Source organism: Butyrivibrio fibrisolvens (assembly GCF_037113525.1).
GTDB lineage: Bacteria > Bacillota > Clostridia > Lachnospirales > Lachnospiraceae > Butyrivibrio > Butyrivibrio fibrisolvens.
The window spans coordinates 3,529,055-3,546,326 of the sequence record NZ_CP146963.1 but is presented as its reverse complement, the minus strand read 5'-3'; the positions used below and the strand labels follow the sequence as shown (position 1 = coordinate 3,546,326).

General features: G+C 41.5%; 14 protein-coding genes and 1 tRNA gene. 14 read left to right on the top strand and 1 reads right to left on the bottom strand.

All coding sequences use genetic code 11. From position 1 onward, the window contains the following. Positions 1 to 17 precede the first annotated feature (17 nt). From WAA20_RS14830 to WAA20_RS14800, 7 genes are all read left to right on the top strand, one after another. Positions 18 to 1,523: a polyamine aminopropyltransferase gene (locus WAA20_RS14830; protein WP_073388093.1), complete on the top strand. Its 1,506-nt coding sequence runs from the start codon at positions 18 to 20 to the stop codon at positions 1,521 to 1,523. A gap of 251 nt (positions 1,524 to 1,774) precedes the next feature. Then, positions 1,775 to 3,547 carry an arginine--tRNA ligase gene (gene argS, locus WAA20_RS14825; RefSeq protein ID WP_073388095.1) on the top strand — a complete coding sequence of 591 codons (1,773 nt, stop codon included), beginning with the start codon at positions 1,775 to 1,777 and terminating at the stop codon, positions 3,545 to 3,547. A gap of 143 nt (positions 3,548 to 3,690) precedes the next feature. Next, the gene (locus tag WAA20_RS14820; RefSeq protein ID WP_338801391.1) at positions 3,691 to 5,070 is read left to right on the top strand and encodes an MATE family efflux transporter; all 1,380 of its coding nucleotides are present in this window, start codon (positions 3,691 to 3,693) and stop codon (positions 5,068 to 5,070) included. Positions 5,071 to 5,329: 259 nt separating this feature from the next. Next, a tRNA-Met gene (locus WAA20_RS14815) sits at positions 5,330 to 5,403 on the top strand. Positions 5,404 to 5,488: 85 nt separating this feature from the next. Continuing rightward, positions 5,489 to 5,719 (top strand): hypothetical protein, encoded by a 231-nt coding sequence (locus WAA20_RS14810; protein WP_073388097.1) that lies wholly within the window; start codon positions 5,489 to 5,491, stop codon positions 5,717 to 5,719. A gap of 121 nt (positions 5,720 to 5,840) precedes the next feature. Next, the gene (locus WAA20_RS14805) at positions 5,841 to 7,637 is read left to right on the top strand and encodes an ABC transporter ATP-binding protein (RefSeq protein ID WP_073388099.1); all 1,797 of its coding nucleotides are present in this window, start codon (positions 5,841 to 5,843) and stop codon (positions 7,635 to 7,637) included. 155 nt (positions 7,638 to 7,792) lie between these two features. Continuing rightward, positions 7,793 to 8,659 (top strand): YitT family protein, encoded by an 867-nt coding sequence (locus WAA20_RS14800; protein WP_073388201.1) that lies wholly within the window; start codon positions 7,793 to 7,795, stop codon positions 8,657 to 8,659. Between the two features lie 62 nt (positions 8,660 to 8,721). Here the strand turns inward: WAA20_RS14800 and WAA20_RS14795 are convergent, their stop codons facing one another. Next, complete coding sequence (locus WAA20_RS14795; RefSeq protein WP_073388101.1) at positions 8,722 to 9,171, bottom strand: hypothetical protein; 450 nt, start codon at positions 9,169 to 9,171, stop codon at positions 8,722 to 8,724. A gap of 264 nt (positions 9,172 to 9,435) precedes the next feature. Here WAA20_RS14795 and amrA point away from each other — a divergent pair, with 264 nt between their 5' ends. The 7 genes from amrA to WAA20_RS14760 all read left to right on the top strand — a co-directional run bounded on the left by amrA (position 9,436) and on the right by WAA20_RS14760 (position 17,081). Next, on the top strand, positions 9,436 to 10,821 hold the full coding sequence (gene amrA, locus WAA20_RS14790) for an AmmeMemoRadiSam system protein A (RefSeq protein WP_073388103.1): 1,386 nt from the start codon (positions 9,436 to 9,438) through the stop codon (positions 10,819 to 10,821). 31 nt (positions 10,822 to 10,852) lie between these two features. Further along, positions 10,853 to 11,734, top strand: coding sequence for an AmmeMemoRadiSam system radical SAM enzyme (gene amrS, locus WAA20_RS14785; protein WP_073388106.1), 882 nt, complete (start codon positions 10,853 to 10,855; stop codon positions 11,732 to 11,734). 209 nt (positions 11,735 to 11,943) lie between these two features. Beyond that, a complete protein-coding gene (locus WAA20_RS14780) occupies positions 11,944 to 13,203 on the top strand; it encodes a hypothetical protein (RefSeq protein ID WP_338801387.1) in 1,260 nt (419 codons plus the stop codon). Positions 13,204 to 13,250: 47 nt separating this feature from the next. Next, on the top strand, positions 13,251 to 13,883 hold the full coding sequence (locus WAA20_RS14775; protein WP_073388110.1) for a GNAT family N-acetyltransferase: 633 nt from the start codon (positions 13,251 to 13,253) through the stop codon (positions 13,881 to 13,883). Positions 13,884 to 14,099: 216 nt separating this feature from the next. After that, entirely contained in the window at positions 14,100 to 14,621 is a 522-nt protein-coding gene (locus tag WAA20_RS14770) for a CarD family transcriptional regulator (protein WP_073388113.1), read from the top strand. 183 nt (positions 14,622 to 14,804) lie between these two features. Beyond that, positions 14,805 to 16,133: an ATP-binding cassette domain-containing protein gene (locus WAA20_RS14765; protein ID WP_073388115.1), complete on the top strand. Its 1,329-nt coding sequence runs from the start codon at positions 14,805 to 14,807 to the stop codon at positions 16,131 to 16,133. Positions 16,134 to 16,136: 3 nt separating this feature from the next. Further along, on the top strand, positions 16,137 to 17,081 hold the full coding sequence (locus WAA20_RS14760; protein WP_073388117.1) for an ABC transporter permease: 945 nt from the start codon (positions 16,137 to 16,139) through the stop codon (positions 17,079 to 17,081). Positions 17,082 to 17,272 lie beyond the last annotated feature (191 nt).

Genomic DNA, 17,272 nt, shown 5'->3' with positions numbered 1-17,272 from the left:
AGAGGAAGGCGTTTTAAATGAGTAAGAAGTACAGGCTCTTGATGCTGACAACCCTGATAATATCAGGGTGTTCGATGTGCTATGAACTGATCATAAGCGCAGTAAGCTCTTATCTTTTGGGTAATAGCACTCTTCAGTACTCAGTTACCATTGGCCTTTATATGGCATCCCTGGGACTTGGGTCCTATATATCCAAATATTTTTCCAAAAATCTCTTCAACATCTTTGTGACAATTGAGCTGGGAATAGGCGTAATTGGCGGAATCAGCTCCCTTGTCCTGTTTTTGGCCAATATTTATATATCTAACTATGCTCTTGTAATGTACCTTGAGATCATTATAATAGGCGGATTTGCAGGAGCTGAGATACCTGTTATGACCAGGATAATCGAGCAGGATGAAAACAACTTGAAGGTTACCCTTTCATCGATATTCAGCTTTGACTATATTGGCGGCCTTGTGGGTGCGGTGGCATTTCCCCTGATTCTGCTTCCAAAGCTTGGGTATTTTGCAACATCTTTTTTGTGCGGATTTATGAACATAGTTGCAGCCCTGCTTATCATGTGGAAGTTTGGTAAAAGAGTTAACTACATAAATATATACCGTGTTATAGCCATTATCCTATCTGTGATCATGCTGCTTGGAATGGTCCTTGCAGACAATATTTCCAATTCAGTAGAAAGCGGATTATATACTGACAGGGTCATACTTATAGAGCAGACGCAGTACCAGAAGATAGTCATGACCAAGCACAGGGACGACGTGAGACTTTTCATAGATGGTAACTGTCAGTTCTCAACAGCGGATGAATACCGTTATCATGAGGCGCTGGTCCATGTACCTATGAACGAAGTTACTACTAGGGAAAAGATACTCATTCTTGGCGGAGGTGATGGACTTGCTGTTCGCGAAGTTTTAAAGTATCCGGAAGTTCAAAAGATCGATCTGGTGGATCTTGATAAAGAAATGATCAGGATCTGCAGTACTAACGAGAATGTTACGGCTATAAACGAAAACAGTCTTTTGTCCGACAAGCTTAATATCTTAAATATGGATGCTTATGAGTATCTGGAAGATTGTCAGGAAAAATACGATGTCATCATTGTAGACCTTCCGGATCCAAATACAGAAGTGCTTAATAAGCTATACTCCAACATTTTTTACCGTATGTGCGGAGGGTGCCTTACAGATGAAGGAGTACTGGTTGTTCAGTCTACAAGCCCTTATTATGCTACCAAGGCCTTTTGGTGCATAAATAAGACAATTGAGAGTGAAGGCTTTAATGTTAAGGCTTACCATGTGGAAGTGCCTGCTTTTGGAGACTGGGGATTTAATATGGCCAGCAAAAGCGAGCTTTCAGAAGATATTTCTTTTGACATAGAAACAAGATATATTACTGAGGACAACGTAGCTGCTCTCTTTAAATTTGGTAAAGATGAGATCGACATGGATGTTGAGATCAATCATCTTACAAAGCCTGTTTTGATGGAATATTACAATACTGCAGAGGAGTTATGGAACTGATTTACAGGATGTAACTTGTACATGTTCAGAAATGCATGGATGCATTTCTATGTACTGATTTACAGGATGTAACTTGTACATGTTTAGAAATGCATGGATGCATTTCTATGTACTGATTTACAGGATGTAATTTGTACATGTTTAGAAATGCATGGATGCATTTCTATGTACTAAGATTTCATAATTGACTAACAGTTGTTTCTTTATTATTATGATGTAGGCGTTAATATAGGATTTGAAAGGACATTATTTTGGAAAAGATATTAGACCTTATAAGTAAAGAAGTTTCTGATGCCTTTGAGGCAGCAGGATATGATCGCAATCTTGGTAAGTGCGGCGTTTCTAACCGTCCTGACCTTTGCGAATATCAGTGTAACGGTGCTATGGCAGGTGCCAAGCAGTATCATAAGGCACCATTTATGATCGCTGATGAAGTTGCTGAAAAGCTTTCAGGTAATGAAATGTTCGAAAAGGCTGAGTCTGTAAAGCCTGGATTTTTGAACCTTACAGTTAGCCGCGAATTTGTTCGTTCATATATTGTAAAAATGCTTCATGAGAAGAGATTTGGAGTTAATCTTCCAGGTCATGAGCCTACAATAGTTCTTGACTACGGCGGACCTAACGTAGCTAAGCCTCTTCACGTAGGACACCTTAGAAGTGCTGTTATCGGTGAGTCTTTAAAGAGAATCTTAAGATATACAGGTAATAAGGTAGTTGGCGACGTTCATCTTGGTGACTGGGGCCTTCAGATGGGTCTTATCATCACTGAGCTTAAGCTTCAGAAGCCGGATCTTCCTTATTTTGATGAATCATTCACAGGAAGTTATCCTAAGGAGCCGCCATTCACACTTTCAGAGCTTGAGACAATCTATCCTCTTGCATCCGGCAAGTCCAAGGAAGATGAAGAATATAAGGCAGCAGCTCTTGAAGCTACTAAAAAGCTCCAGGACGGAGACCGCGGATACCGTGCCCTTTGGCACCACATTCTTAACGTGTCAGTATCTGACCTTAAGAAGAACTACAAGAACCTGAATGTTGATTTCGACCTTTGGTGGGGCGAGTCTACTGTTCATGACATAATCCCTGGAATGGTAGATTATTTCAAGGACAATGGATATGCTCACGAAAGCCAGGGCGCACTTGTTATAGATGTTACAAGAGAAGATGATTCCAAGGAACTTCCTCCTTGTATCGTACTTAAGAGTGATGGTGCTGCACTTTATGCAACAACTGACCTTGCTACTATCCAGAAGCGTATGGATGAGTATCATCCTGATGCAATCTACTATGTAGCTGATAAGCGTCAGACACTTCACTTCACACAGGTATTCAGAAGTGCTCATAAGTCAAAGCTTGTTATGCCTGAGACAGATCTTCAGTTCGTAGGCTTCGGTACTATGAACGGAAGCGATGGTAAGCCATTTAAGACAAGACAGGGCGGTGTAATGCGTCTTGAAAGTCTTATATCAGAGATTGATGAAAAGATGTATGGCCGTATCAAAGAGGGTAATGCAGCTATCAGCGATGAAGAAGCTAAGAAAACAGCTCATCAGGTAGCTCTTGCAGCACTTAAGTATGGCGATCTTTCAAACCAGCCATCTAAGGATTATATCTTCGATATAGATAAGTTCACATCATTTGAAGGAGACACAGGCCCATACCTTCTGTACACAATCGTACGTATTAAGTCTATCCTTGCCAAGTACGAAGAGCAGTCTGGTAAAAAAGCTAAGGAAGCACGTCTTGCTGTATCCGAGTCTGACAATGAAAAGGCTCTGTGCCTTGCACTTGCAGGCTTTGCAGAAGCAGTTGAGAGCGCTGCAAGAGAGCTTATGCCTAACAGAATCTGTGCATATATCTATGGCCTTTCAAATGCATTTAACAGCTTCTACCACGAGACAAGAATCCTTGCAGAAGAGGATGAAGCTAAGAAGGAAAGCTATATAGCTCTTCTTTATAACACTCTTAAGGTTATGGAAACAGGTATCGATCTTCTTGGATTCGATGCACCTGAGAGAATGTAATAAAATTTGTATCACTGATCGGAATGCTTGCACACCAGGCATTCCGATTTTAAAATTCGCATATAGCTTGGTTGTGGAAGAATCTTCAAGGTAACAGAGAGATTTTTATATGTGAGAAGGTTGAGTAGATTATTAGAAAGCGTGTGAATTTGAAAGCAGGAAATATTTTCAAAACATCTGATAAAGATGGTCATATTTTTACAAATCGTGCTCTGTTGTTATTGATCATACCGGTGATCGCGGAGCAGTTTTTAACGTCGCTTATGGGACTGGCTGATTCTATGATGGTCAGTAATGTTAATGATTATTCTCTAGGAGCGGTTCAGCTTGTTGACTCTATCAATATACTTGTAAATCAGGCGTTTGCGGCTCTGGCTACAGGCGGTGTTGTTATATGTTCAAATTTTATAGGGCAGAAGAAGGTTGATAAGGCGGGAGAGGCAGCAAGGCAGGTGGCTTTATCTGCTCTTATCCTTTCTATATCTATTACGCTTATATGTCTTTTGTTTAGGAATGGTATCCTAAATACTGTTTTTGGGCAGGTTGAAGATGCCCTTATGAACGAGGCGCAGGTTTACTTTTTTATCACCATATTGTCTTTTCCCGGAATAGCTTTATATAATGCAGGATCGGCCATATACAGGGCTCAGGGCAATACCAGCCGCCCTCTTGCGATATCTACTGTCTGCAACTTCGTTAATATCGCAGGTAATGCCATATTCATCTATGTATTCCATCTGGGAGTAGCAGGTGCGGCGCTGTCTACTTTTATATCAAGATGGTTATCGGCGGTCGTAGTTTATATCTATCTTCATAACAAGGACCAGATGATCAGCATCAGGGACTATAAGTCCATAAGACCTGACGGATACCTTATAAAAAGAGTCTTAGCGCTGGGAATCCCTAACGGAATAGAAAATTCCATGTTCCAGTTCGGTAAGCTTGTGATCCAGTCTACAGTTTCGACTATGGGTACTATCGCTATTACTGCCCAGGCTATGACTAACATCATGGAGAATGTAAACGGTGTTGCTGCCTGCGGTGTTGGAATAGGCCTTATGACCGTCGTAGGACAGTCTCTTGGCGCTGGTAGAAAGGATGAGGCAAAATATTACGTTAAGAAGCTGGCTGTGTGGGCTGAGATCGCTATTGTGGCAAGTTGCCTGTTTATATTTGTCTTAAGAGGACCTATTACAAGCCTTGGCGGTATGAATTATGAAAGCGCAAAGCTCTGTATGTACATGTGCGGCCTTATAACTATAGTTAAGCCCTTGTTCTGGGTTCCTTCGTTCCTTCCTGCATATGGTATGAGAGCAGCGGGAGATGTACGCTTCTCGATGATACTGTCCGTTATAAGCATGTGGGCGGTAAGAGTAGGTGTTACACTCTTCCTTGTACATGTGGCCTGTTTTGTATCACCTATAGCAGTATGGTGCGGAATGTTCTCAGACTGGTTTGTAAGAGGCGTGTGCTTTACTATCAGGTTCATGAGTGGCAAGTGGCTTGAGCACAAAGTAGCCTAGTGTTAAAACAAATGTTAATAGGTTTAAAGGCACTGGCATTTGATGACAGCGCCTTTTGGGTGTTAATAGTGCGGCAAGGAAGAGTGGTGGTCTCTTTCTTATGACCATGATCTTCCAATACCGCATTATCACAATAACGGACGCAAATCTACTATAAAAAAATTTTGAAAAAATGTGTTGACATTAGATTCGTTTCGGGTTATATTATCTAAGTCGGCTGTGAGCGACAACACATCACAGAGGCGAAAACAATAGATATGGCGAGATAGCTCAGTTGGCTAGAGCACGCGGTTCATACCCGCGGTGTCGAGGGTTCGAATCCCCCTCTCGCTACTAATAAAACCCCAGACTTTTGAGTCTGGGGTTTTTCGTTTAAGGAGTGGTTAAATAGAAGATATCATAGTGGGGGGCTCTGGTTATGAGAAATGATATGTTTCAAAATAAAGAGTTAACAACTTCGCAGATTGACATGATTCGTCAGACTAAGGCAACGCTGTCTATAGAAAATCTCAAAATTGGTAAGGTAGGGATAGAGGCTATGGGAAGTATGCTAAAGGGCGATATTTCCATACAAGACTACCAGAAAATGATCAAGGAGAACTACAAGGCAACTATTCTAAAGATCTATTTGAAGATTGATTTAAATTAAGGTCAAAAATTTTAACTTTCCTATATCCTAATCCCCACAAATAGAATATAATTTAATCTTACAAAAGCAGTTCATTATAGGTCATTGCAATAAATGGCCTGTTCTATTTGTGGGAGGATATATGGCTAAGAAGAGTAATGCAAGCATCGAAACAAATACAGGAAAGCAGACTTATTCCTCAAGGGAGCTGATAGGTAGATTCCTTCCCTACATCAAGAAATATCGCGGGCTTTTATACCTGGATCTTTTCTTTGCATCACTTACAACGCTTTGCGATATCGTCCTTCCTATGATCATGAGAAGGCTTACCAATTCTGCACTTGGAAATAGCGAGGCGCTTACTGTAGCTATTTTACTAAAGCTTGTTATTTTATATGTTCTATTAAGGCTCGTTGATGCTGGGGCTAACTTCTTTATGCAGTCCCAGGGTCATATCATGGGCGTGTATATCGAAACTGATATGAGACGTGATGCTTTCGAGCATCTTCAGAGGCTTTCTGCCACTTATTATTCCAATCACAAGATAGGCCAGATCATGGGCCGCATAACTAATGACCTTTTTGATGTTACAGAGTTTGCTCATCACTGTCCGGAAGAGTTCTTCATAGCAGGCATCAAGATGGTTGTATCATTCATAATCCTGTCAGGTTCATCACTTTCCCTGACGCTGATGATCTTCGCCTGCCTTCCAATCATGTTCTTTGTTTCTGTGAAAATAAATCACTGGCTTCGTCAGACACAGAAGGCTCAGAGAGTGCAGGTTGGTGAGCTTAATGCGGCAATCGAAGAGAGTCTTCTTGGAGAGCGCATAGTTAAGGCTTTTACAGGTGAGGAAGAGGAAAAGAGGAAATTCGAAGAAGGTAATATCAGATTCCAGACCATCAAAAAGAGATTTTATTATGCGATGGCAACTTTCGGTACATCAACAAGAATGTTTGATGGCCTTATGTATACAGTGGTAATTCTCGGCGGAGGCCTTTTCCTGATCCATGATATGATCAGCGCGGGCGATCTGGTTGCTTATATTCTGTATGTTTCAACTCTTATTGCTACGATAAGAAGGATCGTTGAGTTTGCAGAGCAGTTCCAGCGCGGAATGACAGGTATTGAGCGATTCATAGAGATAATGGATACACCTATTGAGATCAAGGACGCTGAAGGCGCCGGTGATATTAAGGTTACAGACGGCGGTATCAGCTTTAAGGGCGTTAATTTCGAATATCCTGATGATCACAATAAGGTTCTTCATGATTTTGATCTTGATGTTAAGGCGGGTGAAAATCTTGCTATCGTTGGAGCATCGGGAGGCGGCAAGACTACCATATGTAATCTTATCCCAAGATTTTATGATGTAACATCAGGCTGCATCGATATTGACGGTCAGGATATAAGCAAGGTTACACTAAAGAGCCTCAGGCAGTCGATCGGTATAGTTCAGCAGGATGTATACCTTTTCAGTGGAACTATTAGAGAAAATATAGCTTACGGAAGACCGGGAGCAAGCGATAAAGAGATAGAAGAAGCAGCCATCATGGCAGGTGCCGATGAATTTATAGACAGGCTTCCAAATGGTATGGATACATATATTGGCGAAAGAGGAGTTAAGTTATCCGGAGGCCAGAAGCAGAGAATATCTATCGCGAGAGTATTTCTTAAAAATCCTAAGATATTAATACTTGATGAAGCGACTTCCGCGCTAGATAATGAAAGTGAACTTTTTGTTACCAAGAGTCTTGAAAAGCTCGCAAAGGGCAGGACGACGATCACTATCGCTCACAGACTTACAACGATTCAGAATGCAGACAGGATAATAGTTCTTGGCAAAGAAGGTATTCTGGAAGAGGGAACACATGAAATGCTTCTTAACAGGCAGGGAATGTATTATAAGCTATGGAACCGTATGGCAGCGCTTGATTAAATGAGATCAGGAATGCTTTGCTGAAAACTGGAAATCCGGCTTTGGTAGTAAGAAAAAGGTATTTTAGAAATCAACATTATTATTTTTTAAACAGGTGGTTTATGGGAAGAGATAGTAAAAACAGTAAAACAGCAGTTGAAAACAGCGAGGATGTTATCCGTAAGAATCCGGCAGAGATTGTCAAAGAGTTTATCATCATGACTTTTGCGACGCTTATTATAGCCTGCGCGGTATTCTTTTTTCTGGTACCAAGCCATACGGCTGTAAACAGTGTATCGGGACTTGCGATCGTTCTTTCTAATCTGGTACCGTTTTCGGTTTCACAGATTACTCTTTGTATAAATATCATCCTGCTGGTAATAGGATTCCTTACTTGTGGTAATGAGTTTGGAATTAAGACTGTTTATACTTCAATTCTTCTGCCGGTTCTCATCGGTGTATTTGAAAAGCTTTTTCCTAATAACCAGTCTCTTACAGGAGATATGGCGATTGACGTTGTGGCATACATATTTACGGTTAGTATAGGTGTCAGCATACTCTTTTCACTGAATGCATCATCAGGAGGAACTGATATTCCTGCGATGATCCTTAATAAGTACCTTCACATGGAGCTTGGCAGGGCATCAACTCTTGTGGGTGTGATCGTAGCGTTCTCTGCGGCGCTTGTGTATGATTCCAAGACTGTAATACTTAGTATCCTTGGAAGTTATTTTAATGGTGTGATCCTTGATGAATTTATCTTTAATCGCAACCGTAAGAGGCGCGTGTGCATAACTTCTCCTAAGGATGAAGAGATTCGCAAGTTCATCATCGAGAATCTTAAAAGCGGTGCTACCATCTACGAAGCCTATGGCGCATACAGGATGCAGAAGCACAAAGAGATAATCGTAATCGTTGATAAAAGAGAATATCAGCAGCTTATGAACTTCATGCAAAAGACAGATCCTCAGGCCTTCATGACGATTTATGATGTTAACGAGGTAAGATACCGTTCTAAATCACTTTCCGAAAGGATCTTTTGACAAAAAAATTACCGGCCGCTTGGGGAAAACGACCGGTGTAGTGGGGTATTACTATTCGGATATCATGCAGTTTCCTGCATAGGGTTGATGGCTGGGTTTAATTCGAAATTCTCAAGTTTGGAGGCGTTCTTAACAGACTCCTGGCCTGATTTTGCATTTTCACTTGCAACTTCATTACGAACAGGATCATTTTCTGACTGCTGCGGTGTTAACTGTCTTACACTTCCTTCAGGGAATGATTTGAACGCTGCGTTTTGAGAATTTGACTGGTCAGAAGAGGTGTTGGATTCATTTGATTTAGCGACTTGCTGACTCTTCTGATAAGCTTCTTTGCCTTCCTGGCTTATAGCAACTACGGCATCAGCATCTTTGGATGCTGTGTCCTGTCTTGTCTGAAGATGTTGTTGCTGACTTTGTGTCTGCTGAACTTTGTCTTCTCTTAAAGCCTTCTGATAGGACTGAATCGCTGTTGACAGATCAGCATTGTTCATTGTTACAGATGATACTTGCATATGAACCCCTTTCTGGAGCGGATATCCAAAATCCTTTTCGAGGCTCCTGAAAAGATTACAGGAATCAAAAACTCTTCCTTGTGATTTCTAATTCCAAAGTTATCAAAGGCTATATATAATAAGCTTAAACATATTAAGTTATTGTTATATTATCATAAAAACGTCAAAAAATAAAGGGTTTTTACAAAAAAAATATAAAATATGATTTTTTTGAACCGTAAATCATCAACTACAGATCATTGAAATTTCAGTGGAGGTGCGTATATGGGCATTGTAGGTGGCATTATGGTTCCTCATCCGCCGCTTATCGTTCCTGAAGTAGGAAGAGGCGGTGAGAGTGTAATAAAAGAAACAACGGCTGCTTATGAAAAAGCTGCTGATTTTGTTGCATCCCTTAAGCCTGATACTATCGTTTTATCATCTCCTCATAGTGTCATGTATTCTGATTATCTTCATATTTCTCCCGGATATGAGGCTAGTGGCGATCTGGGAAGATTTGGCGCGGGAAGCGTAAAAATCAGTGTTTTGTATGATGCTGAGCTTTCCAACAGACTTTGCGAGCTTTCTGAGGATGAGGATATTCCGGCTGGCTACATGGGAGAGCGTGATAAGTCTTTAGATCATGGAACGATCGTTCCTCTTTATTTCATTATGAAAAAATATAAGGATTTCAAGCTGGTCCGCCTTGGCATATCAGGAATTTCTTTTGCTGACCATTATAAGATGGGGCAGATAGTAAAGAAGGCGGCTGATGAGCTTGGAAGACGAGTTGTGTATGTTGCAAGCGGAGATCTTTCCCATAAGCTTAAGGATGACGGCCCTTACGGCTTTGATCCAAGTGGCCCTGTCTATGATGAGAAAATAATGGACTGCATGGGGCGGGGTGCTTTTGGAGAGCTTCTTAAGTTCGACCCTTATCTTTGTGACAAGGCTTCTGAGTGCGGCCACAGGTCTTTTATCATAATGGGGGGAGCTTTTGACGGGCTGAAGGTTGAAACTCATAAGCTCTCACACCAGGATGTAACAGGGGTTGGCTATGGAATATGTACGTATAAGGTTATAGGCGGCGATGATGACAGCCGGTATCTGGAACAGTATCTTGAAGAAGAGAAGAAATCTCTTATGGAGAAAAAAGCTATGGAAGATCCTTATGTAAAGCTTGCCAGAAAAACTATAGAAACTTATATAAAAGAAGGACGTGTGATAAAGGTTCCTGATGACCTTCCTTCTGAGATGTATGAAAGAAGTGCCGGGGCATTTGTGTCTCTTCATATAAGAGGTGGACTCAGAGGGTGTATCGGTACCATAGCTGCGACCTGTGACTGCGTGGCAGAAGAGATCATCCAAAATGCAATTTCAGCTTCTACCAAGGATCCAAGGTTTGAGCCGGTAGAAGAGAGTGAACTTGACAGGCTTGAGTACAGCGTTGACGTTCTTGGGGATGCTGAGGATATAGATTCTAAAGCGCAGCTTGATGTGAAAAAATACGGAGTCATCGTTACAAACGGCTTTAGGAGAGGACTCCTTCTGCCTGATCTTGACGGTGTTGACAATGTCGATGATCAGATTGCTATAGCCAAGCGTAAGGCTGGTATTGGTGAGTATGAGAAGGTGAATCTGCAGAGGTTTGAGGTTGTAAGGCATCATTAAAAAAATTTTAGGCTTTAGATGAGGATAAGGTATGGACGGCATATGTGAAGTGTGTTTTCATAAGTGCAGGCTTTCTGAAGGTCAGATTGGATTTTGCAGGGCCAGAAGGTGTGAAGGCGGCGTTGTAGGAAGCATAAGCTATGGCAAGATTACTTCTATCGCACTTGATCCTATAGAGAAAAAGCCTATTGCCAGATTTCATCCGGGTTCTTATGTGCTTTCTGTCGGGAGCTTTGGGTGTAATCTTCGATGCCCTTTTTGCCAGAATTATGAGATTGCTCAGGCTGGAGAAGACCAAAGTGGCAGAGTTACTATAGGCAGTAAGACTGTTTCTGACAGGGAGCTGTATTTAGAGACAATTTCTCCGGAAAAACTGTGCGAGCTTGCAGAGTTTTACCAGCCAAGGGGCAATATTGGCGTTGCCTTTACCTATAATGAGCCGCTTACTTTCTGGGAATATATAGTTGATACAGGGAAGCTCATTAAGGAAAAAGACATGGCAGGCGTATTGGTCAGTAATGGATGCGCTGATACATGGGTGCTGGAAAAAGTCCTTCCTTATATCGATGCAATGAATATAGACCTTAAGTCTTTTTCCAAAGAGACATATTCTAAGGTGCTTGGCGGAGACCTTGATCAGGTCAAAGATTTTATTAAAAGAGCTGCAAAGGATACTCACCTTGAGCTTACAACTCTTATTGTTCCGGGGATCAATGATAGTGTTGAAGAAATAGAGAATATGGGAAAATGGATAGCTTCGCTTAATGCAAAAGAAGATATAGTGTGGCATATCACAAGGTTTTTTCCTAGATATAAGATGGATGACGGAGAGCCGACAGATGTTTCCTTCGTATATAAGTGTGCGGAGATTGGGAGACGGTATGTGAAGTATGTTTATACTGGGAATTGCTGAGTTTTATAAGCCTTAAAGCATTATTTTTGTAAAAAGAGTAATGTTTTGAGGCTTTTTTTACGATAAAAGTAATGTACGGTTCTATGTACGTTTACTTTGGTCGCAGTTTTTGGACCAGGCAGACTTGATCAGGTTTTCCATTCGCCTGTATGTTTCGAGAGTCTGTCAATATCGGTTCGGTTTCAGTTGTATGATGGAAAGGAGTCTCCATGGAAGGTTTGAATGTTCAGGATATGCTGGGTAAAGATTTGTCAGAAGCGAGTGTTGATGATCTTCTTGCTGCAATGAAAACGGCAGAAGGTGGTGATGCTGCCGCAGAAGCAGCAGCTGATATAGCAGAGGCTCAGGCTGCAGTTGAGGCAGCTATGGCACTTGATAGTATACCTTTGGATCAGCCAGTTCCTGCTGAACCGGTAATGGAAGCGGCTCCAGAAGCTGCAGAGGCACCAGTAATGGAAGCAGTGCCTGAAATGGCAGAGGCACCAGTAATAGAAGAGGCAGCAGCAATGCCGGAGATGCCGGCGATGGAAGCAGCACCTGAAATGGTAGCAGAAGCACCGGTAGTAGAAGAGGCAGCAGCAATGCCAGAAATGCCAGCAATGGAAGCGGCTCCAGAAATGGTAGCAGAGGCTCCAGCAGTAGAAGAGGCAGCAATGCCAGAAATGCCAGCAATGGAAGCAGCACCAGAAACTATGGCAGAGGCTCCAGCGGTAGAAGAGGCAGCAATGCCAGAGATGCCAGCGATGGAAGCAGCACCCGAAATGGTAGCAGAAGCACCAGTAGTAGAAGAGGCAGCAGCAATGCCGGAGATGCCAGCGATGGAAGCAGCACCCGAAATGGTAGCAGAAGCACCAGTAGTAGAAGAGGCAGCAGCAATGCCGGAGATGCCAGCAATGGAAGCAGCTCCAGAAATGATGGCAGAAGCGCCAGTAGTAGAAGAGGCAGCAATGCCGGAAATGCCGGCAATGGAAGCAGCTCCAGAAATGATGGCAGAAGCGCCAGTAGTAGAAGAGGCAGTAGCAATGCCAGAGATGCCAGCGATGGAAGCAGCACCCGAAATTATGGCAGAAGCTCCAGCAATGGAAGAGGCAGCAATGCCTGAAATGCCAGCGATGGAAGAACCTGCGCCCGAAATGGCAGAAGCTCCAGTAATGGAAGAAGCACCTGCTATGGAAGCTGCTCCTGCTGCAGATGATGATGAAAATGCAGATATTTCTGCTTTCCTTTCAGATAATGATTATGAATATGTAACTGTTACATCCGGCAATGTTACAAGATACATTGTTAAGAAAGTCGGCGGTGCTATGTGCGTTCAGTATGAAGACGGCGAATTCGTAGCCTTCAACCGTAACTATGAGCACGAAGATTACAGTACATATGGCGGCGTTTTATTCTCTTTTATCAAAGAAGCAATTCAGGGAACAGGCTGTGACAGTCTTGTCCGTCATAAAGGAACTAATATTAACTAAAATGATCTTTATATGGGCCGCGCAGGTTGCGGCCCTGAAAGGATTATATGGTTGCCAGAGATAGAGAGCTTGTAACCGGTACAATTCTTGAAACGAAAAGACTTATATTAAGACCATGGAAAGAGTCGGATGCTCCGGCTCTTTTTGAGATTGCCAAAGATCCTCTTGTAGGGCCAAGCTCCGGATGGATTCCTCATGAAAGCGTAGCGTACAGTCTGACTATCATCAGAAATATATATATGAAAAGAACTGTATTTGCGATAATTCCTAAAGAAAGGCTTTTCGACTGCATGGGAAATCCAATAACAGCGGGGGTTCCGATAGGCAATGTAACTCTTGCCATGGGCCCTAACAAAGCCAGAGGTACTAAGGAAAACCAGGCCGAGCTTGGTTACTGGCTTGGAAGTAGATACTGGCACCTTGGATTTGCTACAGAAGCGGCTTTTGAGCTAATTTGTTACGGATTTCGTAATCTAAATCTTGACCAAATATGGTGTGCATATTACAAAGGAAACACTAAATCTAGGAGGGTGATGAAGCACCTTGGCTTCTATTGGCACCACACCATCAAGAACTCTTATAATCCCATGCTCAAAACCTCGCAAACCGAGTATTATAACTGCTTGACGCGTGATGACTTTAATCAATTATTTGGTAAAAGTGGCATATTTTACGAATAAAAAACGAAAGATAAAATGTTTTTGTTCAATTTGACTATATATTCAAAGCGGAAACTTTTTGCGAAATTTAGTATCAAAAAGTATTACATTTTCATTAAAAATGTGCTATAATCGATTTATGATTTGACCTGCAAATCATCCTTGCAGGTCATATTTTTTAAGTATTATGGTAAACGCTTACATATTTCGTTCGGATGGTCACAAAGAGAGGTGGAAATGCTTAGTATAGGAGATGTTGCAGTTTATGGAAATCATGGGTTGTGCAAGGTAGCAGACACACTTGTTCCATCATTCCTTCCTAAGGGAAGCGAGAAGATGTATTATCAGATGATTTCTGCTATTGACAGAGGTGGCGTTTTATACGTTCCTATGGACGGTGCTGAAGATAAGATGCGTGAGGTTATTTCCGCAGAGACAGCTTCCGATCTTATTGAAGGACTTGATGATATGAATTTCACAGACCTTCCTGTGGGCAAGAAGGCTGAGATCGTAATCTCAGATATTTGCAAGAAGAATGAGGCAGAGGATGTTCTTGGTCTTATCAAGACCCTTTACCACATTAAGGCCGTTCGCGCTGCTGAAGGCAAGAAGTTTGCTTCTATGGATGAGAAGTATCTCGGAATTGCTGAGAAGCTGTTCTATTCAGAGATCGCATATGCTCTTGATATGGAATTCGAAGAAGTGCGTGAGAAGATTACAGGAATTCTTGCAAATCTTCCTCTTGAGGCTGATAAGTAAATAGTAATTGTTTAATGATCATTGAATCGGCAGAGCTGAATGGCTTTGCCGATTTTTTATTGGTGCAAAATGAGGTGATTATAAGGTAAAATAGTATTTGGAAAAGTTGTGTATAGTATTGGTGTAGACTAGTTTTTGTATAGAATATATTTTAAAGATGTGGATGATATATAAGGAGGTTGCATGACAATAACTACAACAAGTTTTGGCTATTCTCAAATCACTCAGATACTAACATATATTCTAGTATCTATAGGCTATTTGGGGATTTTTAAAAAGTGCGGGGTCAGAAGAATCTGGGCTTTTGTTCCTGGAGTGAGACAATATAAGATAGGCTTATGTGGTAACAAGGAAGAAGATGGTCGTCATTATGCAATAATATATTTTATCTTATATATACTGACCTTTGCCGTATATTTAGATATCAATACAGGAGTTAAAATGCTTCTGTTTGTACCTATAATGGGGCTGGGTGTAGCAAGTATTGTCTATGAAGCGCGAATATATCTAGGCCTTATAAATGTTTTTGGCAGGAAAAAAAGATGGATATGGCTTTTTTTATTCTTTGAATGGTTTGTTTCTATAGTCTGGGGATATTCTAAAAAGTTCCAGCCAACTATGCAGGTTAAGGATTTCAGCAAGATCGAAGGCGCCAAAGAATTTGGTGGTCACTTAAGTGCAATAGAAGAAGGTCTTACTGTAAATATCAAGAACAGGACAGTAATAGATTTTTTCAGGAAAAAAGACCTTTTAAAAGATATACATATGCGTATCCCTACAGGACATATGGTACTGCTTCTTGGAGGTTCCGGTGCGGGTAAGACTACATATCTTAATGCTGTAACAGGTTATGAGAAAGCCAATGCCAGCATCAAACTGGGTAAAGAGGATGTCTATGGAGACTACGGCAAGATGAAGTACGACATCGGTTTTGTTCCCCAGCAGGATCTTATGAGGGGAAATGATACTGTATTGATGACCCTGCTGGATGCTGCAACATTAAGACTTCCATCAAGCGTGTCCGCATCCAAGAGAAATAAACGAGTAGAAGAAGTCCTGCAACAGTTCGGCCTTACTTCTGTTAAGAATAATCTTGTAGAAAAGCTCTCCGGCGGCCAGAGAAAAAGGTTATCAATAGCGATGGAATTTATCTCTGACCCGACGCTTTTTATCCTGGATGAGCCTGATTCAGGTCTTGACGGTGTTGTAGCAAGGAGCCTTTTTGAAAAGCTTCGAGCTATCGCAGATGAAGGTAAGATTGTTGTAGTTATTACCCACACTCCTGACAGAGTAATAGATCTTTTTGATGATGTTATCGTTCTTGCCAAGGATAAGTCCAGAACAGGACGCCTTGCCTGGTATGGCCCTGTCAAAGAAGCCTATGAATTCTTTGGAAAAGATTCCATGGAAGACATACTCCTTTCCATTAACCAGAAAGATGAAGGCGGTGAAGGAAGGGCAGACGAATTCGTCGAAAAGTATGCCGATATGGTACAGGAAAAGGTGGTGTAAGCTATGGGAGAGCGAAGAATCAGACATAAAGGCCGTTTGACACAGACATTTATATACCTTGGAAAGCTTTTTAGAATGTTTCTTTTCCAAAATGACTGGAAGGTACTTCCTATGTCAGCTGTTATAGCTGCGCTGGTTGCATTTTCTGTCGGCAAAAATCTTTTTGTTACCATGGAAGGCACGCTTATGGGCTCATTTGCCCTTGCGTGTATATGTGTCTGGAATGGCTTTTTCAACTCAATACAGATGGTCTGCCGTGAAAGAGCTATTGTAAAAAGAGAGCACAGATCAGGACTTCACATTAGTTCGTATGTTGCAGCTCACATGATATATCAGGCACTTCTTTGTGTGGCGCAGGCTGTGATCACTATAAATGTTATAAGTTTTATGGGCGTTAAGCTTCCTGAAAAGGGTCTTATCTTCGATTTGCCTGTAGTTGACTTTGGAATAACACTCTTTCTTATAACATATTGTGCTGATATGCTGGCTCTTCTTATATCATCTTTTGCAAGGACCACAACAACGGCTATGACTATTATGCCGTTTATGCTTATAGTGCAGCTCCTTTTCTCGGGTGGATTTTTCAGTCTTCCTGCAGAGGCTATGCCATTTACGAACCTTACAGCGACCAAGTGGGGACTGACAGCCTTATGTAGCCAGGGTGATTACAATTCACTTCCCATGGTATCTGTGTGGAACAACGCGCTTAAGATGAAAAATCTTGAAGTTGAAGGCGAAAAGCCGCTTCTTGAAGCTTTTAAACTTATTGAAGAGAATAATCAAAGAGATGAGCTCCTTATGAAATCTGGAGAGCTTAACCAGAATCCTGATTACAATTTTGATCCTTTTATACTTATAGAATGCTGGGGATGGCTGATACTATGGACGATCGTTTATTCTGTTATCACAGTGATACTTTTGGAATTCATCGACAGGGATAAGCGTTGATGAAACAGGAAAATAGCAGGTGATATTGATACTGTGCTATTGAAAAAATGAAATCTCTCGTTTGGTAAGATATTAGCTCTATATTGACTCTCTAAAGTTGACTGATAAAAAGTCTGCTTTAGAGAGTTTTTTATAACGTTGTATGTGACTTTTTGTTTATAGATAATTCTGACGGTAATACTTTTTTGGGG